Origin of the sequence: Methylobacterium sp. Leaf111, assembly GCF_001423285.1 — a bacterium.
GTDB lineage: Bacteria > Pseudomonadota > Alphaproteobacteria > Rhizobiales > Beijerinckiaceae > Methylobacterium.
Window position 1 is genome coordinate 16,342 of record NZ_LMNE01000014.1, and the last position, 20,130, is coordinate 36,471.

Below are 20,130 nucleotides of genomic sequence, written 5' to 3' on the forward strand. Positions count from 1 at the left end.
CCGGTGAACAGGAAAGCGACCGTCCACCGTTCCTTCCTGTGCACAAGCGTGGCGGGGCCGGAGACCCCGCGAATCAACCCAGAATCAGATCGCCTCGCTGGCTCCGGCCACGGGCTCGGGGCCGAGTTTCGCCTCGAGCGCGGTGATCCGGGCGGCCAGGGCGTCGTTCTGGCTGCGCAGCGCCGAGACGAGGTCGCGCAGCACGTCGAGCTCCTCGCGGGAGGCGATGTCCATGTCGCGGATCAGGCGCTCGACCTGGGCCTTGAACACCGTCTCCGCCTCGCGGCGCACGCCCTGCGCGGCGCCGGCGGCATCGGTCATCAGGCGGGCGAAATCGTCGAACAGCCGGTTCGAGCCTTGCATCGTCGTCTCCCGGAGCAATGAGGCCGCCATCCGTCCGTGACGGCCACGAGACCGGCGCCTGTGCGGCACGACATAAGAATTACCGCGCGTCCCGGCAATCCGCGCCGGTGCTTCGGGAGCCCCGACGGGAATGTTTCCGCCGTTGTCCGATGGGGCCTCGCGAAACAGGCGTTTACAAAATCCTGCGCCGCCGGCCCTTCGAACTCCGGGTGTGCCGGCGCATACTCGCGCGTTGACAGATCCGCAGGAGAGCCGGGCACCGGCCCCGGATGCGGAGGGAGCCGCGATGCTCGGGACCATGACGCAGACGACCACGACCCATCCGCACATCCTCCTCGTGGAGGACGACCGCGAGATCAGCGCCCTCGTCGCCCGCTACCTGCGCGCCAACGAGTGCCGGGTCAGCCTCGCCGGGGACGGGGCAGCCATGGACAAGGTCCTGGCCGATGCCCGGGTCGACCTCGTCGTGCTCGACCTGATGCTCCCGGGCGAGGACGGCCTGAGCCTGTGCCGACGCCTGCGCGCCACCTCGCGCATCCCCATCCTGATGCTCACCGCCAAGGCCGAGGAGATCGACCGCATCATCGGCCTCGAGATCGGGGCCGACGACTATCTCGGCAAGCCCTTCAACCCGCGCGAGCTCCTGGCACGCATCCGCGCCATCCTGCGGCGGGGCTCGGGCACGGAGGCCGAGGCGGAGGAGGGCGTACGCCGCCTCCACTTCCTGGGCTGGACCCTCGACGTCTCCCTGCGCCAGCTCCTCAGCCCGGAGGACGCGCGCATCGCCATCACGGGGGCGGAGTTCGACCTGCTGCACGCCCTCTGCCTGCGTCCCGGCCGGGTGCTTTCCCGCGACCAGCTCCTCGACCTGACGCAGGGGCGCGCCGCCGGCCCGTTCGAGCGCAGCATCGACGTCCTGATCAGCCGCATCCGCCAGAAGATCGAGCCGGATCCGCGCAACCCGGAGATCATCCGCACCATCCGCTCCGGCGGCTATCTGTTCACGCCCGAGGTCACCCGCACATGAGGCCCCCCTGGAGCCGCCTGCGCGCCCTCGTGCCGTCGAGCGTCGCCGGGCAGATCGCCCTGCTCATCGTCGCCGCCGTGGTCCTGGCCCACGCCATGGCGACGCTGGCCTTCTTCACCCTGCGCGAGCCCTGGCGGCCCGACGACCATCCCGGCGTCGCCGCGAACCGCCTCGCCACCGTCGCCCGCCTCCTCGACGGTGCGAGCCCGGCCGATCGCCCGGCGCTCCTGGCCAACGCCGCCCGGATGCTGCCGACCCTGCGGATCGAGCCCTGGGACGCGACCGATGCCGGGGCCGCCGCCACGGAGCCGGCCGGCGGCGATCGGATCGGCGATCATTTCGTGGTCCAGCGCCTGCGCGACGGCTTCGGACGCCCCCTCGCCATCACCGACCTGTCGGCGGCCAAGCGACCGGCGGAGGCGCCCACGGGCGTGCGCGTGGGCCTCGCGACGCCGGGCGGCGCCCGGCTCTCCGCCCTGGTGCCGGACGACGACCGCCCGCCCATGCGGCAGGGCGCGATCATCTTCACCTTCGTGTTCCTGGGCGTGGCCGTCTCGCTGATCTGCCTCTGGGCCACGCGGGCGCTGACGGCGCCCCTGGCGCGCCTCGCTGAGGCCGCGGACGTGTTCGGCACCCGCATGAATCTGGTGGATCTGCCCGAGAACGGCCCGCGCGAGGTCGTCGCCCTGTCCCGCGCCCTCGACCGGATGCGGGCCCGCGTGCGGCGCCTGATCGACGACCGCACCCAGATGCTCGCGGCCATCAGCCACGACCTGCGCACCCCGATCACCCGCCTGCGCCTGCGCGCCGAGTTCATCGAGGACGATCACGCGCGGACCATGACCCTGCGGGACCTCGACCAGATGAACGGCCTCGTGGAGGCGGCCCTGTCCTTCGTGCGGGACGGCCACGGCCCGGAGGGGGGCGCGAAGATGCTGATCGACCTCGCCTCCATCGTCCAGACCGTCGCCGACGAGTTCGCCGATATCGGCGCCGACGTCCGGGTGGCCGAGACCCGCCACGTGCTGGTCCAGGGCCGACCGGAGGAGCTTCAGCGCGCGATCATGAACCTCGTGGACAACGCGGTGAAGTATGGCGGCGCGGCGCGGCTGACGGTGACCCAGACCGAGCGCGGCGTCGCCGTGGAGGTCAGCGACGACGGCCCCGGCATCCCGGAGGCGGAGCGGGACGCGATGCTCCAGCCCTTCGTGCGTGGCGACCGGGCGCGCAACCTCGACACCGCCAGCGGCTTCGGCCTCGGCCTGTCCATCGTGCTCGCCATCGCGGATTCGCACGAGGGTCGCTTCACCCTGCGTAACCGGACCCCGCGGGGCCTCACGGCGCGGATCGAATTGCCGCGCGCCGCCACCGCCCAGGCGACCCCAGCGGGCGTCACGGTCGATGCGGACCACCGCGCCGCCGCCGCCTGATTGCGCCGGAGAGGCGCAGAAGCAAAGAAGACCCGCCCCTCCCGGGGCGGGCCTTACCGCGAGGCCGGGCGCTCCGCGCCGGCTTGCGTCACCCCGTCAGGGCGTCAGCAGCGCGGGCCGCCCGAGGTCTGGCCGTATTGCTGGACCGAGAAGTTCTGCTGGTTGGCGTTGCCCTGGCTCGCCGAATTGTCCGCACAACGGCCGGTCACCGGGACGTCGTAGGAGCGGATCGACCCCGTCGTGATGTCGTCGTAGCGCGAGGCCGGCACATCGCCGTAGGTCGGCGCGACGCGATCGAGCGCGAAGCTGCCGGTCGCCGGGGCCGCAACGGCAAGAACAGTCGCGGCGGCGAGGGCGAAAAGACGATGTTTCATCGAAAGAATATCACTCTTGTGTGAGACGAGGACCGTATGTCCCTGCGTCTCGACTGCGGTGAGCGTGATATGGGACGCGTCCGACCGGGACGACGTGCCACCGCGCACGTAGGCGCGGCGGGGCGCCGACGCTGTGCCCCGGACCCTTGTGGCCCCGACGTCGCGGCGCTTCGGAACGCGGAGGTTCGGAACCCGGAGTTTCGGACCTCGGGGCCTCAGAACTCGAGACTTAGAACTCCATGTCCAGTTCCTCGATCTCGTCGGGCTCCCGCGCCGCGTCCGCCGCCCATTCCGTCATCAGCGGCCAGGCCAGGATGGTGTCGCGATAGGCCTCGGTCCGGCGCGGCAGGCTCACGTCGTAGGTGCGGAACCGCGTGCAGACGGGGGCGTACATGGCATCGGCGAGGCTCGGCGTCTCGCCGAACAGGAACGGTCCGTCGTAGCGCCCCAGGCACTCGTCGACGATCGTGATGATGCGCTCGATATCGCCGCGCGCGCCGTTGAAGATCCTGAAGTTGGCGTGGCGCGCCTTGAGGTTCATCGGCAGCGCGGAGCGCAGGTTGATGAAGCCGCCATGCATCTCGCCCGAGATCGAGCGGCAATGGGCGCGCGCCACCGCATTGGGCGGCAGGAACCCCGCCTCGGGACGGATCTCGTTGAGATACTGGGCGATGGCGAGAGTGTCCCAGACGATGATCTCGCCGTGGACCAGGCGGGGCACGAGGAACGACGGCGACAGGTGCAGCAGCTCCGCCCGGGTGGAGGCGTCGTTCCCCGACAGAAGCTCCGTCTCGAAGTCGAGGCCGGCCATGCGGCAGACCAGCCAACCCCGCAGCGACCACGACGAGTAGTTCCGGCTTGAAATCGTCAGCGTTGCCGCGGGCATCGATCCGTCCCCCCTGTTGGTCCCTCGCCGACACGTGATCCAAGACTTGTGCCGCCCGAGGCCCCGACACGCAGGATGTTTCCGGTTCATCCGCCGCATGCTCGGCGGACACGGGAGCTTTTTCCCACCGCGAAGGTTGACCTTTCACAGTCACGACCTCCGGCGATCCATTGTTCACCTGTTATTCCGATGCGACGTGCGACATGTCTCCGGTGATGCATACGCACAACAACCGCAGGATATCACACGTTAAGGCCGTTGCGTCCGGGCCCAGCCTGCCGCAGCCTAGCGCCCCATCGTCGGCGGCTCTGCCGTCGCGCCCGCTTGCCGCGGACGATCTGCGATTTGACCGTTCGCGTAGGAGTTCGGGCTGCATGCTCTATCGTGCCTTCGATGCCCAGTCGGATCTGGCGGAGCAGACGCGCGCCTGGGGACGGCTCGTCCACGACGCCGTCTCGCCCTGGACCGCGGCCGGCTTCAAGGAGCCGCTGAGCTGGTGGTCGGCCGGTGCCCGGATGATGATGCGGGCCGGCTTGACCTTCTCGCGGCCCGCCTACGGCATCGACAGCGTGACGGTGGGCAACCGCGAGGTGCCGGTGACCGAGGAGACGGCGTTCGCGACGCCGTTCGGGACCCTGCTGCGGTTCAAGAAGGACATCGACACCGATCAGCCCCGCGTCCTCGTGGTGGCGCCCCTGTCGGGCCATTTCGCCACGCTGCTGCGCGGCACGGTGCGCACCCTGCTGCCCGATCACGACGTCTACATCACCGACTGGCACAATGCCCGCGACGTGCCCCTCGAGGCCGGCCCCTTCGGCTTCGACGACTATGTCGACCACCTCGTGCAGTTCCTCGGGGTGATCGGGGAGGGGGCTCATCTCGTCGCCGTGTGCCAGCCGGCCGTGCAGGCTTTGGCCGCCGCGGCCGTGATGGCGCATTCGAAGGACGTGGCGCATCCCCGCAGCATGACGCTGATGGCCGGCCCGGTGGATTGCCGGATCTCGCCGACCTCGGTGAACCACCTCGCCACCTCGAAGCCGATCGCGTGGTTCGAGAAGAACCTGATCGCCACCGTGCCCGAGCGGCACAAGGGCGCCGGGCGGCGGGTCTATCCGGGCTTCATGCAGGTCTCGGCCTTCGTCTCGATGAACGCCAAGCGCCACGTCCAGGGCCATGCCGACCTGTTCTGGCATCTCGCCAACGGGGAGAACGAGAAGGCGCGCCAGATCGAGGGCTTCTACGACGAGTATTTCGCCGTCCTCGACCTCGCGGCGGAGTTCTACATCGAGACGGTCAAGACCGTGTTCCAGGATTACACCCTGGCCAAGAACGAACTGACCTATCGTGGCAATCCGATCGACATGGGCGCCATTCGCAAGACCGCGCTCATGACGGTCGAGGGGGAGCGCGACGACATCTGCGCCGTGGGCCAGACCATGGCGGCGCACGACCTCTGCTCCAGCCTGCCGCACCACATGAAGAGCCATCACCTCCAGGCCGGCGTCGGCCATTACGGCGTCTTCTCGGGCCGCAAGTGGGAGAGCCAGACCTACCCGCTGGTGCGCAACTTCATCCAGTCGCACAACTGAGCCGACGGCGTCCCGCCGGACCATCCCGACGGCGCGGGCGACCGCGTCGAACGGTTTCCCGTGCGGCCGAACCGCTCGGATCGCGGTGCGCGCCCAGGAGACCGCCCAGCGGGGCCGGCTTCGCATCCCAACGGCGAAACGCCCTCCCCGCGGGGGGGAGGGCGCCGGTCGGTGTCGACGGTCGGGTGCGTCGTCCCGCGCGCCTCAGGCGGCGGCGAGCGCCATCGACATGGATTCCTTCTTCATCAGCTCGCGGTAGAAGCCGTCGAGGTGCGTCAGCTTGTCGGGCGACCCGTCCTGGATGATGCGGCCGCCTTCCAGCACCACGATCCGGTCGAAGTCCCTCAGGGTCGAGAGGCGGTGCGCGATCGCGATGACCGTGCGGCCCTTCATCAGGTTCGCGAGGGCATGGCGAATCGCCTCCTCGGACTCGGCGTCGAGGGCCGAGGTCGCTTCGTCGAGGAGCAGGATCGGCGAGTCCTTGAGGATGGCCCGCGCGATGGCGATGCGCTGGCGCTGCCCGCCGGAGAGCTTCACGCCGCGGTCGCCCACGATGGTGTCGAAGCCCTCGGGCAGCGCGTCGATGAAGTCGGTGCAGTGGGCGGCGGCCGCGGCCTTCCAGACGTCCTCGTCCGACGCATCGGGCCGGCCGTAGCGGATGTTCTCGCGCAGGGTCCGGTGGAACATCGAGACGTCCTGCGGCACCACCGTGATGGCCTCGCGCAGCGATTCCTGGGTGATGCGCTGAATGTCCTGGCCGTTGATCAGGAGACGGCCGCCCTGCGCGTCGTAGAAGCGCTGCAGCAGGGAGAACAGGGTCGACTTTCCGCCGCCCGACTTGCCGACGAGGCCGACCCGCTGGCCCGGCTGGATCACGAGGTCGAAGTCGGTGAAGACGCCGCGCCCGTCCGGGTAGGAGAAGGCGACGTGGTCGAAGGTGATCTCGGCGCCGGTGCCGGTGAGCGGCTCCGCCTCCGGGTGATCGATCAGGTCGTGGGGCTGCAGCAGCGTGTGGAGCGCCTCCGAGAGACGGGCGGTGTGCTGCGTCGCGTCCACCAGCGCCACGGCGAGGTCGCGGGTCGCGGCGAGAATGCGGATGCCGAGGGTGCAGACGAGTACGACCTGGCCGTTGGTCGCCTGGCCCGCTTCCCACATGGTGATCGCCCAGTAGAGCAGGCCGAGCACCGCCAGCACCGTCAGGATGGCGTGCACGATGCGCAGCTTCTCGAGGTAGAGCAGCGACGAGCGGCGCGAGCGCATCTCCTGGCCGATGGTCCCGTCGAAGCGGGTATACTCGCGCTTGAAGGCCGAGAAGGCCCGGACCAGCGGCATGTTGCCGACGAGGTCGACCATCTCGCCGTCCACCGAGGCGGCCTTGGCGGCGAAGTCGTGGTGCAGCGGCTTTCCGGCCGCCGCCATCTTGAACATCAGCAGCACGACGGCGGCGAAGATGCCGGCCAGCACCAGGGCCATCGTGAGGTTGACGGTGGCGATGTAGAGGATCGAGCCGAAGGCCGCGACGCAGGGCGGCATCACGTTGAACACGAACATGTTCTCGACCGTGAAGATCGCGTTCGAGGTGGCGGTGATGCGCGAGGCCAGGGTGCCGGGCTGCCGGTCGGCGAAGAAGGTCGGCGAGTGCCCGGTCATGTGCCGGAACAGGTCGCGCCGGATGTCGCCGGTGACGCCCACGAAGGTGAACGAGCCGACGAGGCTCGCCACGCGCCAGAGCATGTTGTCGGCCGCGATGAAGGCGATGAGAAGGGCGAGGGCGCCCCAGATCAGGCCGGCCTGCGGACCCTTGCTCAGCGCATCCACGACGCCCTTCAGGGCATAGTCCGTGCTGACGGAGAAGCCCACGGCGCCGAGCACGGCGCACAGGATGACGAGGTGCGGCAGGGCGCGCCGGCGCAGATAGCGTCCCACGAAGGCGAACGGCCTATCGGCATAAACGCAGAGGTCTTCCATCGCGGTGACCGTCCCGGTTTCGAGGCCCGCCCGGACGTAGGGTGGACCGGCTACTGTTAAGGCGTCCTCGCGGACCCTGATTTCCCGCGCGTGCCCCACACAGGTTTCGGAGCCCCCCGGACTCGCAACGCGAAGCGGACGCAAGCGTTGCAGTGTCTGGCGGAGGTTTGCGCGTTTTAGCGTGCAAACCTGAACGTCGCTTGAGCGGCAAGCGAATTCGATGCCGCCCGGATCCGTCCGCGGACCCGCCCGAGGTTACACCGCGGGGTCGCGGCGCGTCTCGGGCATGATGAGCGCCACGAGGGCGAAGGCCGCGAAGCCCACGATCGCGAGGCCCAGGAACGCGGTGTGGCTGCCGAGCCGATCCGCCATCACGCCGGCGAGCGAAGTGGACAGGGCGGCGCCGATGCCCATGGCGGTGCCGACCGCGCCGAGGGCGAGGTTGAAGTGGCCGGTCTTGCGGGTGGCGTCCGAGACCACGAGGGGCACCATCACGCCGAACACCGCCGCCGAGATGCCGTCGAAGATCTGCACCGCCACGAGGAGTTCCGGGCTGTCGACGTAGGCGAAGAGCAGCCCGCGGATCGGCAGGGCGGCGAAGCCGAGCAGCAGCAGCGGGCGGCGGCCCCAGCGCTCGGCCAGTCGCCCGATGGTGGGCGCCGACACCGCAAGGACGACCTGGGGCACGACGATGCAGGCGGCGATCAGCGCCGTGGCGGTCTCGCTGGCCCGTAGGGTCAGCATGCTGCCCACAAGCGGCAGCATCGCCGCGTTGGCGAGGAAGAACAGGGTCATGCAGGCGCCGAAGCACAGGAGCGCGCGGTTGGTGAGGAGGGCGCGCAGGCCGGCCTCGCCCTGGCCCGCGCCGGCGGTCCCGCTCGCCTTGACGTGGGCCGGCCCGTCGATCTCCTCCGGCCGGATCCGCGACAGCGCGATCAGGGTCGGCACCATCAGGGCGGCGGTCAGGTAGAACACCGCGTCGTTCGAGAGGTAGTAGCCGCAGGCGCCCATGCCGGCGGCGGCCACGGCATTGCCGAGGGCCGAGAAGCTGGCATTGCGGCCCAGCCGCTCGCCCGCCCGGGCATGCCCGACGAGGCCGATGCTAATCGCCGCGATGGCGGGGGTGAGGATGCAGCTCGCCGCCGAGTGGGCGGCCATGGCCAGGAGCACGACGAGGAAGTTCGGCCACATCGCCAGCGCGAAGGCGCTCAGCGCGATGGCCACGACCGAGAAGCCGGCGGCGAACCGGCGCGCGTGCACCGCGTCCACGAAAGCGCCGCCGGGCACCTGGCCGAGCAGGCTCACGAGGCTCCCGACGGTCAGCGCGAAGCCGATATCGGACTGCGTCCACTTCGCCTGGGTGAAGTAGACGGCCAGGAACGGGCCGAAGCCGGTCTGGAGGTTCGCCACGAAGAACGCGAACCCGTCGAGGCCGCGCGTGCTCCGGCGCGAGATCACCTTCATGTCGGCCGGGTTCTCCGCTGCCGTCGCCGACGGGGCGTCGTCCGTGAGGGCGTCGCGGCGCGGGAGCGGCCGCGGCCGGAACTCCGGACGCGCCACCTCCCGCGGCTTGAGGGCCCGGCGATCCTTCGGAAGCGGGACCGTCATCGATCCGGCGACTTCTCGGCCGGTTTGTCCGGCGCTTTCTCAGGCGCCGGCGCGGCGACCGGGGCGGGCGGCATCGTGGCGGCGGGCGCGGTCGTCGGGGCGGGACCGGCGGCCGGAGGCGACGCGACGGGCGCCGGCGGCGCGAGCGGACCCTGGACCGGGGCCGCCGCCTGCTCGCCCTCGGCCGGAGCGGCCGGGCTCGCCGGGCCGAGCACCACGATCGGCTCGCCCGGCTTGTATTCCGGCGAGACGCGGACCTGGTTGCGGCTGAGCTGGAGCACCGGCCGGCTCGCCTTGCCGTCGATGGTGAAGCGCATGGCGCGCCAGTCCACCGCGATTTTGCGGGAGCCGACGCCGAGGAAGCCGCCGAAATCGATGATGGCCGCGCGCGGACGCCCGTCCTTGTCGAGGATGATGTCGATGATCCGCCCCATATCCTCGCCGGTGGAGCTGCGCACGGCCTTGCCGAGGACGCCCTCGTAATCCTGGGTGTCGAGAACGGTGGCGGGCGTGCCCGTCGCGGGCGCCCCGGCGGCGGGCGCGCTCGGCGCGGGCGGGCCGGCCACGGGCGGCGTCCCGGGCGCCGCCGGCTGGGCGGGCGCCGGGGCAGGAACCGGAGCGGGTTGCGCGGGCCCTTGAACCGGCTGCACTTGAGCCGGCTGAGCTTGGGTTGGCGGCGCCGGAGTCGGGACCGGGGCGGACGCCGGCGGCGTGGACGAGCCCGTCGTCACCTCGCCGGAGCTCGGCGCGGCGTCCTTGCCCGGCGCGGCCGGGGTCTCGGCGGCCGCGGAGGCGGCCAACAGGGTGATCGTCGCAGTGGCGATCATCCGGACAGTTCTGAACACGCGCGTTCCCCGAATGGTGCGTCTCGCCGGCCTGACACAATGGAAGCTTGGGCGGCGGGTTCCGCCTGACGGGCGGTTCCGGCCTCATTGCGCGTGGACCAAGGCGAAGTTGTGGATGGGCGGCAGGAAGGGACGCGCGAGCGGCGGCCCTTCCTGCCGATCCCCGGGGAGGGATGAAACGAACCCCGGGGACAGCAGGACGACGCGATCGCGCGCAAGAAACGGACCGGGCTGCGACCGATCTGGGTTCCGAGACCAGCACTCTGGCACCGGGCCAAGCGTGGCCGCAATCCTCTTGCGCACCGGAGCGTGTCTGGTTTTCGACAAATCTGCGTCGTACAGAGGCGAATAGCTTGCGTGGGCGTCCGAATGCGGTCGCCGGTGTTACCGAGGACCAGACCCGATGTCCCTTCCGTCCAGAGCCTGCGCCGTCGCGCTCGTTGCCGCCGCGCTCGCCGGGTGCCAAGCGCTCGGCGGCGGCGGCGGCGTGATGCCCGAGACGGAGGTCGGGCCACCGCCCTCCATGCGTGGCGCGGTGCCGGGTCCCCAGCGCAGCCGCTCCGCCGAGGTCGACCCCGACGGGGGCCCGCTGCAGACCGCGCCGACGCGCCGCCTCAACCTGCCGAGCTCCGCCGGCGGCCAGAGCCGCGCTGCCGCGAACGAGGAGCGCCGGATCCGCCGCGAGGACATCGAGGGCGAGACCACGAGCCGGTCGAGCTCCGGCGGCCTCGCCCCCCAGATGGGGCAGGGCGGCAGCGTCGGTCTCGGCGGCAAGTTCTGACGACCGGGTTCGTTCTGACGGCCGAGACCTGAGGGCCGAGGTCGGAACGGAACGTCCACGTCCGAAGGTCCGGCCCCGCGACGCCGCCCAGCCTCGCGGGGGCCGGATTCGCGCGGGTGTCGCGCAGCGTCGGGGCGCGCCTCCAGACCCCGACCGAAACCCGCGGAGGCTCCGGCCCTTACCCGACGGGAGTGCGAGGAGATCCGCGCGGCGTCCGAACAATGCGGACCCGACGCCGTGACTGATGGACGTCACCCCGTGGGGGATGGCCCGCGCGCCGGCCTTCCCCCGGTCCTGTTCAGTCTTCGGTCCGGTTCGCGGTCGCCGACAACTGAAACACGAAAGGTTTCGGCCCTGGGCGGATGCGTGACAATTTGATTGTCCGGCTTCGTTGCTGTCGTCCTGCGACTGTGTAATCCTGAGATGGTGCGCCGCTCGCGCGGCGGCGGAGGAGATTCGGTCTCGCGTCGTACCGGCGATGGCGGCGAACCCGCCATGGGACGAGTGCCTCGCGACCCTGCGAGCGGGAGGCATCGTCATGGATCACGATACGATGCGGCGGGCGACCGCCGAGTTCTTCGGAACGTTCTGGCTGACCTTCGGCGGCTGCGGCGCCGCGATCCTGTCGGCGGCCTTCCCCGAACTCGGGATCGGCTTCCTCGGGGTCGCCCTGGCCTTCGGACTGACGGTCCTGACGATGGCCTACGCGGTGGGGCACATCTCCGGCGGGCACTTCAATCCGGCCGTGACCCTCGGGCTGTGGTCGGCCCATCGCTGCGCCAACCGGCACGTCCTGCCCTACATCGTCGCCCAGGTGACGGGCGCGCTCCTGGCGGCGGGCGTTCTTTATTCCATCGCCTCGGGCAAGGCCGGCTGGGTCCCGAACGGGTTCGCGGCGAACGGCTACGGAGATCTCAGCCCGGGCAGATACAACCTCGCGGCCTGCCTCGTCACCGAGGTCCTGACGACGTTCTTCTTCCTCGTCATCATCGTCGGCACCACCTCGAAGGGGGCTGCGACGGGCTTTGCCGGCATCCCGATCGGGTTCGCCCTGGTGCTGATCCACCTGATCTCGATCCCGGTTACCAACACGTCGGTCAATCCGGCGCGCAGCACCGGTCCGGCCCTGATCGCGGGCGGCGAATACGTGGCGCAGCTCTGGCTGTTCTGGCTCGCGCCGATCGTCGGTGCGATGGCGGCGGGCGCCATGACGCGCTGGCTCTATGAGCCCGCGGACGTCGTGGACACGACGGTGGTCGAGAAGGGCAGCGCGATCTAACCCCGGCCACCGGCGCCGGGCGCTGCGGGCGACGGAAGGCTCCCGCGTCACGCAGGGCTCCCGTGCCGAGCCCGGCGGTTCCACGCGGGGCGCAGACGCCCTAGATCGCGGAGGTACGGCGGGCCTGCGCCCGCCGGGAGTCCCCCTCGTCCGCGATGCCCTCGTCTTCCGCCCGGTCCGCTCCCGGCCCGTCCGATCCCGCCCCGACCGGTCCCGCGGCCGGCCGACGCCGGCGGATGCGCGCGGCCGCCTTCCTGCGGGGGCGCGGGACGCTGACCAATCCGGGGCTCGACCTCACGCGCCTGCCGATCGGCCTCGACCCCCGCGGTCTCAGCCTCGTCGACGGGGTGCGGGCGGCCCTGGCCTTCGGCCTCGTCATCCTGCTGCACGAATGGTTTCCCTGGCCGCCGCTCCTCACCGTGGCGCTCGCCGCGAATCTCGCGTGCTTCGCCGATGCGGGCGGGCCGATGCGCTCGCGCCTCCTCGTGCTCACGGTCTTCTCCCTCCTCGGCGGAATGATCTGGGGGCTGTTCGGCCTGATGCAGCCGCTGGGGCCGGTGCCGGTGGTGCCGCTCGCCGGCATCGTCATCTTCGGCTGCACCTATGCCCGGGTCTGGGGGGTGCAGGCCCAGGCCGCCGGCAACGTCCTGGTCCTCGTCCTGTGCTTCGCCCTGGACCGGCCGCTCACGCCCGACCAGGCCCTGGTGGCCGGGCTGGTCTTCACCGCCGGAGGCCTCTGGGCGACGCTGCTGGCGCTCCTCCTGTGGCGGCTTCACCCTTATCGCCCCACGCATCGCGCGGTGGCCGAGGTCTGGCGCCGCCTGACCCGCCTCTGCGACGATCTCGAGGACCTCGCCTCCCTGGCCTGGCCGGAGACGCTCGAGACCAGGACCGCCCCCCGGGGCGGCGCCCGCCAGATCTTCGACCGCCAGACCTTCGACCTGCAGGCCTTCGACCGCCACGCCCGGGCCCATCGCCGGGGCGTGCGCGAGGCGATCGAGCAGGCCCGCACGGTGATCGTCGACCTCGCCCGCAGCCGCGAGCGCATCTCCGACCGCACGGCCCAGGCCCTGATCCGCCTGGAGGCGGCCGAGCAGATCTTCGCCGCCCTGATCGCGGTCTCGGACCTGATCGAGGGCGAGCCGGACCCGCGCCGGCGCCGCATGGTCCGCCGCTTCCTGCGCCGCCTGCGTCCGCTCCTCGGGGTGATCGCGCGGGCCATCCGCGACGACAGCGTGATCGACCTCGCCCGCCTGGACCGGGCGATCGACCGCAGCACCCGGCGCCTCGCCCATGACCGCGGGCTGCACGATCTCGCCACCCGCATCCTCGACCGCGTCCGCATCGGCGCCAAGCTCTCGACGCCGGACGGCTACCGGCCCGGCGGCGCCCTGCTGGGCCGGGCGAGCCTCCCCCTCGGGACCCGGCTCCTCGGGCCGCTCAGCACCAACTTCACCGTCGCCTCCGCCAACCTGCGCCACGCCGTGCGCGCCACCGTGGTGGCGGCCCCCGCCCTCTGGGCGACCCTGGTCTGGGCCGGACCGTTCGCCCACTGGCTCACCATGACAGTGGTGCTGACGATGCAGCCGTTCTACGCCGCCACCTGGCAGCGGGCCCTGGAGCGGATCGGCGGCACGGTGCTCGGCGGCCTGATCGGGGCCATTCTCGCGAGCTTCGCCACCTCGCCCCTGGCCCTGGCCGCCCTGGTCTTTCCCTTGAGCATCATCGGCTTTGCCGCCCGGCAGGTCAGCTACGGCGTCTTCATCGCCTGCCTGACCCCGCTCGTGGTCCTCCTCGTCGAGGTGGTGGAACCCGGGCACGGCTCCTGGGAGGTGGCGGGCATGCGCGCCCTCCTCACCCTCCTCGGCGGCCTGATCGCGGTGGCGAGCGCCCTCGTGCTCTGGCCGATCTGGGAGCCCGACCAGGTGCGCCTCGAGCTGCGCAGGGCGGTGCGGGCCCATGCGGCCTTCGCCCGGGCGGTTCTCTGCGCCGGACCCGAGGCGGAGGCCAGCGGCCTGCGGGCCCAGGCCGCCCGGGGCGCCGGCCTCGCCCTCAACGACCTTGAAGCCGCGCTCGCCCGCGCCCTGCAGCAGCCCCGGGCTGGGCGACACCCGCAGGTGGAATCCGCCATGGTGGCGGACGCCACCCTGCGGCGGATCTCGGCCCGCCTCACGGCCCTGCGCTACGCCGTCGAGGTGGCCGAACCCGAGGCCCTCGCGGCCTGGAGCGGCTGGATCACCGCGACCCTGGCGAGCCTCGGGGGCGAAGGCGAGGAGACGCCACCGCCCATGCCCGCCGTGCCTCGCAGCGAAGGCCTGACCCGCCTCGTCGCCCAGATCGAACTGCTGGGCGAGACCCTGGCACCCGCCGCGGCGCGGAGCCCCCGCGGGTAGGCGCCGGCCCATCGTCCGGCGCCCCCGACCAGGCCCGCCGGCCGGCCGCACGATTCGTGCGCTGCGGCTCGCGTGCCGGGCCGCTCGCGAAACCGTGATCGATTTGCCACATCCGGCCCGTCCGAGGCCGTCCCTGGTATCCCAGAGGCCCGAAAATCGGACCGGGATCACAGGACGCCGAACCACTTAATCCAAAATTAACCATTTCCTTAAAGAAACATTTCCAACGCAAGGCGACGGACGGCAGCGAATAGATCCTCTTCAAGAGAGGCCGCTGCGAAGTCATCATCAAGTAAAACCTGGATGCCAAGGGCGAACAACGAAGTCGCTCCGCTTCCAAGGTGATCGTCCGGTGGGCTTGCAGAACAGTTCGTTTTCGGCGGGGCGCTGAAATGTATATCGTTGTCGATGAGAGGCACTCGGTGGCCGCCGAGTACGTGGCGGGCTTCAACGCGCAGGCGGTTCCGGCACGCAGCACGAATGCGGACGACTTCCTGGCCTGGCTCGCCGGAAACCCGGCCGATGCTCTCCAGGGGATCGTGCTCGGCGAATGCGCCGATCGCGCCAGCCGGACCGCCAGGATCCGCAGCTTCTCCCAGGCGCCCATCATCGCCCTCAACGAGACCCGCTCCCTGGAGCAGACCCTCGACCTCTTCACCGCCGGCATCGACGACGTCGTGCGCCGCCCGGTCCATGTCCGCGAGATCCTAGCCCGGGCCGAGGCGATCCGCCGGCGCGGCATCCGCGGCGAGATCCAGGCGCCCGCCGCCCAGGATCGCAGCGGCCGCCTCAAGGTGTTCTCCGACGGCCGCGACCCTGAGATCGACGGGATCAGCCTGATCCTGCCGCGCCGCGAGCGGCACATCCTCGAGTATTTCGCCGGCCATCGCGGCCGGCAGCTCAGCCGGGCGCAGATCTTCACCGCGGTCTATGCCGACCACGGCACCGACGTCGAGGAGAGCGTGGTCGAGGGCCACATCAGCAAGCTGCGCAAGAAGCTGCGGATGCGCCTCGGCTACGACCCGATCGAGGCCAAGCGGCTGGCCGGCTACACCTTCGTGGGCTGATCCGCGCCCGGGTCCCGCCGCGGTCGCGCACCCTCCGGAATGCAAAAGGCCACGCCTCCTCGCGGAGGCGTGGCCTGTCTTGCGTGGAGCGCCCCGGAGTTCCGGGGCGCCGTTCGGCTCAGCGGAAGAGCGAGAGGACGTTCTGGCTCGCGGCGTTGGCGATGCTGAGGGCCTGCACGCCGAGCTGCTGCTGGGTCTGCAGGGCCTTGAGCTTCGTGGACTCCTCCTCAATGTCGGCATCGACGAGGGTGCCGATCGTCCGGTCGTTGGCCTTCATCAGGGTGTCGATGAACGACTTCTGGCCGTCGATCTGGGTCTTGTTGGCACCGAGCTTGGTGCCGGCATCGGTGACCTTGGCGATCGCCTTGTCGACCATGTTGATGATGCTGCTGAGGTCGGCGTCGCCGGCGGTCCCGACCAGTTTCGAGATGTCGAAATCGGCGACGGTGTAGTTACCCGTGACCCCTGGGGTGGTGTAGGTGCCGCCGGCCGTGTCCAGGATACCCTTGCTCACCACCGTGGTCGCATCCGTGCCGGTTGCCAGCTTTCCGGTGGCCGTCGCGCCACCGTAGCCGAGGTCGACGGTGTTGGCTGCGGTGGTGTTCACCTGGAGGGACTCCGGCGAACCGACCGTGCTCCGGGTAAACGTGAGGCGGCCCTGGGTGTCGAGACCAGCGGTGACCTTGCCGGCCAGATCGACTGAGCCGGCGATCTGGTTGTTGATCGCCGAGAGCAGCTCATCGGTGGTCACGCGGGCCAGGTTCGAGACCGCCGAGGTGAGGCTGGCCTTGTTGAGCGTGATCACGGCCGCGGTGGCGGAGCCGTCCACGCGGATGTCCAGCGCGACCGTGGCGGCGCCCGAGAAATCGGCCGTGCCCCGGTTCGCGGGCGTTGCGTCCGCCGGACGGAAGGCCGCCAGACCGGTCATCGTCTGGGAGCCGAACACCTGGGCGGCCGTGCCCGGCACGTCCACGCTGGTGCCCGCGTTGGCGTCGTAGAGCTTGATCTCGTTGACGTTGATCTTGACCGTCGAGAACGCGATGTCGCCGTCGGCCTCACGCGAGAACCCGGCGATGACCAGGCGATCCTTCTGATAGGTCGATGCGGAGGAATCGACCGAGAGCCAGTTCTGGCCGCTCGACACCGACGACTTGGCGGTGCTGTCCATCTTGTTCTGGATGGCGTCGATTTCGACCTGCACCTTGGCGCGGTCGACGCCGGGCTGCAGGGCCGTCTGCAGCTTGGCGCGCATGTTCTGCAGATCGGAGATCGCGGAGTTCAGGCCGTTGTAGGCGGTGTCCACCGCCGAGGAGCCGAGGCCGAGGGAGTCCTTCACGGCACCGAGCGAGGCGTTGTCGGTGCGGACCGTGGTGGCGATCGACCAGTAGGCGGCGTTGTCCGCGGCGCTCGAGACGCGCTGGCCGGTCGAGACCCGGTTGCTGGTCATGTCGAGCTGGGTGTTGATGCTTTTCAGGGTCGTCAACGCCGTCATGGCGGCGTTGTTGGTCAGCAAGCTGGTCATTGCGAGGATGTCCGGTTGGCAGGAATTGCAAGGAATTCGTGTGCGTAGCCGAGCAATACGCCCCGAGGGCTAAAGATCTCTCTCAGGAGAGGTCAAGTATTGCTTCATACATCCCGGAGTTTCACCGGACCGGTGGGACGACATCATGTCTATAGGTCCACGAAACCTATCCACCGCGTTCGTATCGAGGGGCTTCCGTCCCGATCCGGGACAGTCGCTTGCCGATGAGGCGACTATGCCCGGTCCGGCTTAGCAGGAGCTTAAGGCCGATCGCCCGGGCCTGTGCCCGGATGTGCCGCAGGCCCGCGGGACGCACCCCCGAGGGGGACGGTTTCAGTCCTGGGCCAGGAAGGTCACGCCGGCGAAGTCGGCGCGCTGCCAGCGCAGCCGGACCGCGACGGTCCGGAGTTCGTGGCCGGCGATGACGAGATCGAAGCGCTCGGGCAGGGGGGTCGGGCGCGGCAGGCGCAGGCTCGCGCCCTTCGGCGAGAGGTCCCGGACGATGCAGGGCACTAGGCTCTCCGGGCCGAGGACGATGCGGCCCTGCTGCATCACGCGGAAGCGCTTCGGCGAGGGCGTGCGCGCGGGCCGGTCTCCCCGGGCAACCGCCTCCTGCCAATCCGCCATCGTCCCGCCGTCCCGTCCGCGACCTGCGGGCAGGCTTAACAGCGGGTTTCCGGACTGTCGATCCGGGCCGGATCTTAACGGCTTGGTAACTATAACATGTGAGTGTTTTGGCTCGTCCGCCGGCTCCCCTTGCGATGGCCATGACCCCGACCTTCTCCCGTCGCGCCGCCACCCCGCTCTCGCCGCGTCCCGGCTACACCCGTCCCTCCGCCGGGGCCGAGATCCTGCGCCGGTCCCGGGCGGCCGCCGTGGAGCGCGCCGCCGTCGGACTCTGCCTCGGCCTCGCCGTGGTTTCGGGCACCTTCGCGGCCTTCGCGATCACGGGCGCCTCGAACACCTATTCGGTCCAGCCGTTCCTGCCGGCGGTGGGCGGCGGCTTCGCCTGGAAGCGGACGGCGACCCCCGTCCGCGAGGCGGCCCTCGACCTCGATCCGACCACCACCGGCGCGCTGCCCGATCCCGTCCCGCCGCGCGCCGACGAGCCGCGGGGCGACTCCGCCGCGAAGGCACGGGGCTACGTCCTGCGCCGGGTGACGGAGGGCGCGGCCCTGGTGGAAGGCCCCGAGGGCCTGCGCCAAGTGGTGCCGGGCGCCGTCCTGCCGGGCGCGGGCCGCATCCTCTCCATCCGCGCCACCGGGTCCGGCTGGGTCGTGATCACCTCGGAGACGATCATCGGGCCGACCCCGCTGTGACGGCCGCCCGCGGCCCGGTCTCGGCGCCAGCCTCCGGCAAGCCCCGCGGCCTAGGCCGGACGGGGGCCGCCCCAGCTCCGTTCCGCGACGCCTCGGGCGCCCGGCCGTCCCGCCCCTCTCTTTGCAATCCGGCGATGCCACCGCGCCGCACGAGCGATCGCGCCTTGCCATGACGAGCACCTTCACGAGCTACCGCCTGATCGCCCGCGACCTCGACGGCACCCTGGCGCGCAAGGCCGCGCAGCCCGACGTCGCCCGCGAGACCGCCTACTACAAGGCGAAGATCGGCGACGTGAAATCCATCGACGATTTTCTCGGCGACCGGCGCCTCTACGCCTACGCGATGAAGGCCTACGGCCTGGAGGACATGACCTACGCCAAGGCCTTCATGCGCAAGGTGCTGACCGAAGGGGTCTCGGATTCGAAAGCCTTCGCCAACCGCCTCGCCGACGACCGCTACGTCGCCTTCGCCAAGGCCTTCGACTTCAACACCTACGGCGCCTTCACGACGACGCTGCCCGCCGCCACCACGGACACCACCGCCGCCTACCTGCGCCAGAGCCTGGAGACCGATGCGGGCAGCGAGGATGCCGGCGTGCGTCTCGCCCTGTACTTCGCCCGCATGGCGCCCACCGTCTCCTCGGGCTACGGCGTTCTGGGCGATCCGGCGCTGTCGCAGGTGGTCAAGACCGTCCTGGGCCTGCCCGACAGTTCCAGCGCGGACGGCATCGCCGGCCAGGCGGCGATCATCGAGAAGCGGGTGGATCTCGCGAGCTTCAAGGACCCGGACAAGCTGCAGCGCTTCGTGCAGCGCTTCACCGCGATCTGGGATGCCCAGAACAACGCCGCGTCGGCCCCCGTCCTCAACCTGTTCGCCGATTCCACCGCGCAGGGCCTCGACGCGAGTCTGCTCCTCAGCCTCCAGCGCATTCGTTTCGGGAGCTGAGGCGCCATGCAGAACGCCCTCTACGTCTCGCTCTCGGCGCAGATCGCCCTCGACAAGCGGCTGAACGCGGTCGCCAACAACGTCGCCAACCTGTCCACCAGCGGCTACCGCGCCGAGGACACCAAGTTCACCGCGCTCCTCGCCCAGGCCACCAAGGGCGCCGTCGCCTTCGCCTCCTCCGGCGACACCTACATCTCCCAGCGGGCCGGGCCGACGATCAAGACGGACAGCCCCCTCGACGTGGCGGTCCAGGGCGAGGCCTGGTTCGCGGTGCGGGGCGCCAAGGGCCCCGTCTATACCCGCGACGGCCGCATGACGATGGACGCGCTGGGCCAGCTGCGCAGCCTCACCGGCCAGCCGATGCTGGATCCCGGCGGCGCGCCGATCCTGCTCGATCCGCAGGCCGGCCCGCCCACCATCGGGCGCGACGGCAGCGTCTCGCAGGGCATCAACCAGGTCGGGGCCATCGGCCTCTTCACCCTCGACCCGAAGACCACGCTCACCCGCGCCGAGCCGAACGGCGTCAGCACCAGCCTGCCGGCGGTCCCGGTGCAGGACTTCACCCGCATGGGCATGGTCCAGGGCTATGTCGAGGGCGCCAACGTCAACCCGGTGCTGGAGATGACGAAGCTCATCACCATCCAGCGCGCCTTCGAGAGCGCGGCGACGCTCAGCGCCGAGACCGAGACCACCTTCTCCGGGGCGATCCGCTCCCTGAGCCCCCAGGGCTGAG

18 protein-coding genes are annotated in these 20,130 nt (G+C 70.7%); 10 read left to right on the forward strand and 8 right to left on the reverse strand.

What is annotated here, in order from left to right; all coding sequences use genetic code 11:
* Positions 1–84 precede the first annotated feature (84 nt).
* Positions 85–363, reverse strand: a complete 279-nt coding sequence (locus ASF41_RS10935) for an accessory factor UbiK family protein (RefSeq protein ID WP_056213148.1) — start codon at positions 361–363, stop codon at positions 85–87.
* A gap of 298 nt (positions 364–661) precedes the next feature.
* Between ASF41_RS10935 and ASF41_RS10940 the strand changes: the two genes are divergently transcribed.
* Together ASF41_RS10940 and ASF41_RS10945 are read left to right on the forward strand one after the other, a co-directional pair.
* Positions 662–1,390: a response regulator gene (locus ASF41_RS10940; RefSeq protein ID WP_056213417.1), complete on the forward strand. Its 729-nt coding sequence runs from the start codon at positions 662–664 to the stop codon at positions 1,388–1,390.
* Complete coding sequence (locus ASF41_RS10945; RefSeq protein WP_056379846.1) at positions 1,387–2,820, forward strand: ATP-binding protein; 1,434 nt, start codon at positions 1,387–1,389, stop codon at positions 2,818–2,820. Before ASF41_RS10940 ends, ASF41_RS10945 begins: the two co-directional genes overlap by 4 nt.
* Positions 2,821–2,924: 104 nt before the next feature.
* Here the strand turns inward: ASF41_RS10945 and ASF41_RS10950 are convergent, their stop codons facing one another.
* Together ASF41_RS10950 and ASF41_RS10955 are read right to left on the reverse strand one after the other, a co-directional pair.
* Positions 2,925–3,194, reverse strand: a complete 270-nt coding sequence (locus tag ASF41_RS10950; protein WP_056493160.1) for a hypothetical protein — start codon at positions 3,192–3,194, stop codon at positions 2,925–2,927.
* A 229-nt stretch (positions 3,195–3,423) separates the two neighbouring features.
* Positions 3,424–4,080 carry a glutathione S-transferase family protein gene (locus ASF41_RS10955; RefSeq protein WP_056379850.1) on the reverse strand — a complete coding sequence of 219 codons (657 nt, stop codon included), beginning with the start codon at positions 4,078–4,080 and terminating at the stop codon, positions 3,424–3,426.
* A gap of 374 nt (positions 4,081–4,454) precedes the next feature.
* Between ASF41_RS10955 and ASF41_RS10960 the strand changes: the two genes are divergently transcribed.
* Positions 4,455–5,669 carry a polyhydroxyalkanoate depolymerase gene (locus ASF41_RS10960; RefSeq protein ID WP_056493163.1) on the forward strand — a complete coding sequence of 405 codons (1,215 nt, stop codon included), beginning with the start codon at positions 4,455–4,457 and terminating at the stop codon, positions 5,667–5,669.
* A 204-nt stretch (positions 5,670–5,873) separates the two neighbouring features.
* Here ASF41_RS10960 and ASF41_RS10965 read toward each other — a convergent pair whose 3' ends face one another.
* The 3 genes from ASF41_RS10965 to ASF41_RS10975 form a co-directional block, all read right to left on the reverse strand.
* Positions 5,874–7,637 carry an ABC transporter ATP-binding protein gene (locus ASF41_RS10965; RefSeq protein ID WP_056213159.1) on the reverse strand — a complete coding sequence of 588 codons (1,764 nt, stop codon included), beginning with the start codon at positions 7,635–7,637 and terminating at the stop codon, positions 5,874–5,876.
* A 255-nt stretch (positions 7,638–7,892) separates the two neighbouring features.
* Positions 7,893–9,245 (reverse strand): MFS transporter, encoded by a 1,353-nt coding sequence (locus ASF41_RS10970; protein WP_056493166.1) that lies wholly within the window; start codon positions 9,243–9,245, stop codon positions 7,893–7,895.
* Positions 9,242–10,072: a PRC-barrel domain-containing protein gene (locus ASF41_RS10975; RefSeq protein ID WP_056493169.1), complete on the reverse strand. Its 831-nt coding sequence runs from the start codon at positions 10,070–10,072 to the stop codon at positions 9,242–9,244. The genes ASF41_RS10970 and ASF41_RS10975 overlap by 4 nt, the downstream gene beginning before the upstream one ends.
* A 421-nt stretch (positions 10,073–10,493) precedes the next feature.
* Between ASF41_RS10975 and ASF41_RS10980 the strand changes: the two genes are divergently transcribed.
* From ASF41_RS10980 to ASF41_RS10995, 4 genes are all read left to right on the forward strand, one after another.
* Positions 10,494–10,871 (forward strand): hypothetical protein, encoded by a 378-nt coding sequence (locus ASF41_RS10980; RefSeq protein ID WP_056213166.1) that lies wholly within the window; start codon positions 10,494–10,496, stop codon positions 10,869–10,871.
* Between the two features lie 538 nt (positions 10,872–11,409).
* Complete coding sequence (aqpZ, locus tag ASF41_RS10985; RefSeq protein WP_056213419.1) at positions 11,410–12,150, forward strand: aquaporin Z; 741 nt, start codon at positions 11,410–11,412, stop codon at positions 12,148–12,150.
* A 236-nt stretch (positions 12,151–12,386) separates the two neighbouring features.
* Positions 12,387–14,543 carry an FUSC family protein gene (locus tag ASF41_RS10990; RefSeq protein ID WP_056493172.1) on the forward strand — a complete coding sequence of 719 codons (2,157 nt, stop codon included), beginning with the start codon at positions 12,387–12,389 and terminating at the stop codon, positions 14,541–14,543.
* Between the two features lie 392 nt (positions 14,544–14,935).
* The gene (locus ASF41_RS10995) at positions 14,936–15,610 is read left to right on the forward strand and encodes a response regulator transcription factor (RefSeq protein ID WP_056213171.1); all 675 of its coding nucleotides are present in this window, start codon (positions 14,936–14,938) and stop codon (positions 15,608–15,610) included.
* 118 nt (positions 15,611–15,728) lie between these two features.
* On the opposite strand, the gene ASF41_RS11000 is transcribed toward ASF41_RS10995, so the two are convergent.
* The gene (locus ASF41_RS11000; RefSeq protein ID WP_056274226.1) at positions 15,729–17,132 is read right to left on the reverse strand and encodes a flagellin; all 1,404 of its coding nucleotides are present in this window, start codon (positions 17,130–17,132) and stop codon (positions 15,729–15,731) included.
* Between the two features lie 333 nt (positions 17,133–17,465).
* Positions 17,466–17,759 (reverse strand): PilZ domain-containing protein, encoded by a 294-nt coding sequence (locus tag ASF41_RS11005; protein WP_056213176.1) that lies wholly within the window; start codon positions 17,757–17,759, stop codon positions 17,466–17,468.
* 140 nt (positions 17,760–17,899) lie between these two features.
* Between ASF41_RS11005 and ASF41_RS24760 the strand changes: the two genes are divergently transcribed.
* From ASF41_RS24760 to flgF, 3 genes are all read left to right on the forward strand, one after another.
* A complete protein-coding gene (locus ASF41_RS24760) occupies positions 17,900–18,451 on the forward strand; it encodes a hypothetical protein (RefSeq protein ID WP_056213179.1) in 552 nt (183 codons plus the stop codon).
* A gap of 169 nt (positions 18,452–18,620) precedes the next feature.
* Positions 18,621–19,397, forward strand: coding sequence for a DUF1217 domain-containing protein (locus tag ASF41_RS11015; protein WP_056213182.1), 777 nt, complete (start codon positions 18,621–18,623; stop codon positions 19,395–19,397).
* A 6-nt stretch (positions 19,398–19,403) separates the two neighbouring features.
* Positions 19,404–20,129, forward strand: coding sequence for a flagellar basal-body rod protein FlgF (flgF, locus tag ASF41_RS11020; RefSeq protein WP_056274212.1), 726 nt, complete (start codon positions 19,404–19,406; stop codon positions 20,127–20,129).
* The last annotated feature ends 1 nt before the right edge of the window (position 20,130 follow it).

Excerpts from the sequence above, each read along its gene's own strand:
- ASF41_RS10935 (WP_056213148.1), bottom strand. The coding sequence starts at position 363 with ATGCAAGGCTCGAACCGGCTGTTCGACGATTTCGCCCGCCTGATGACC.
- ASF41_RS10940 (WP_056213417.1), top strand. The coding sequence starts at position 662 with ATGACGCAGACGACCACGACCCATCCGCACATCCTCCTCGTGGAGGAC.
- ASF41_RS10945 (WP_056379846.1), top strand. The coding sequence starts at position 1,387 with ATGAGGCCCCCCTGGAGCCGCCTGCGCGCCCTCGTGCCGTCGAGCGTC.
- ASF41_RS10950 (WP_056493160.1), bottom strand. The coding sequence starts at position 3,194 with ATGAAACATCGTCTTTTCGCCCTCGCCGCCGCGACTGTTCTTGCCGTT.
- ASF41_RS10955 (WP_056379850.1), bottom strand. The coding sequence starts at position 4,080 with ATGCCCGCGGCAACGCTGACGATTTCAAGCCGGAACTACTCGTCGTGG.
- ASF41_RS10960 (WP_056493163.1), top strand. The coding sequence starts at position 4,455 with ATGCTCTATCGTGCCTTCGATGCCCAGTCGGATCTGGCGGAGCAGACG.
- ASF41_RS10965 (WP_056213159.1), bottom strand. The coding sequence starts at position 7,637 with ATGGAAGACCTCTGCGTTTATGCCGATAGGCCGTTCGCCTTCGTGGGA.
- ASF41_RS10970 (WP_056493166.1), bottom strand. The coding sequence starts at position 9,245 with ATGACGGTCCCGCTTCCGAAGGATCGCCGGGCCCTCAAGCCGCGGGAG.
- ASF41_RS10975 (WP_056493169.1), bottom strand. The coding sequence starts at position 10,072 with ATGATCGCCACTGCGACGATCACCCTGTTGGCCGCCTCCGCGGCCGCC.
- ASF41_RS10980 (WP_056213166.1), top strand. The coding sequence starts at position 10,494 with ATGTCCCTTCCGTCCAGAGCCTGCGCCGTCGCGCTCGTTGCCGCCGCG.
- aqpZ (WP_056213419.1), top strand. The coding sequence starts at position 11,410 with ATGGATCACGATACGATGCGGCGGGCGACCGCCGAGTTCTTCGGAACG.
- ASF41_RS10990 (WP_056493172.1), top strand. The coding sequence starts at position 12,387 with ATGCGCGCGGCCGCCTTCCTGCGGGGGCGCGGGACGCTGACCAATCCG.
- ASF41_RS10995 (WP_056213171.1), top strand. The coding sequence starts at position 14,936 with ATGTATATCGTTGTCGATGAGAGGCACTCGGTGGCCGCCGAGTACGTG.
- ASF41_RS11000 (WP_056274226.1), bottom strand. The coding sequence starts at position 17,132 with ATGACCAGCTTGCTGACCAACAACGCCGCCATGACGGCGTTGACGACC.
- ASF41_RS11005 (WP_056213176.1), bottom strand. The coding sequence starts at position 17,759 with ATGGCGGATTGGCAGGAGGCGGTTGCCCGGGGAGACCGGCCCGCGCGC.
- ASF41_RS24760 (WP_056213179.1), top strand. The coding sequence starts at position 17,900 with ATGACCCCGACCTTCTCCCGTCGCGCCGCCACCCCGCTCTCGCCGCGT.
- ASF41_RS11015 (WP_056213182.1), top strand. The coding sequence starts at position 18,621 with ATGACGAGCACCTTCACGAGCTACCGCCTGATCGCCCGCGACCTCGAC.
- flgF (WP_056274212.1), top strand. The coding sequence starts at position 19,404 with ATGCAGAACGCCCTCTACGTCTCGCTCTCGGCGCAGATCGCCCTCGAC.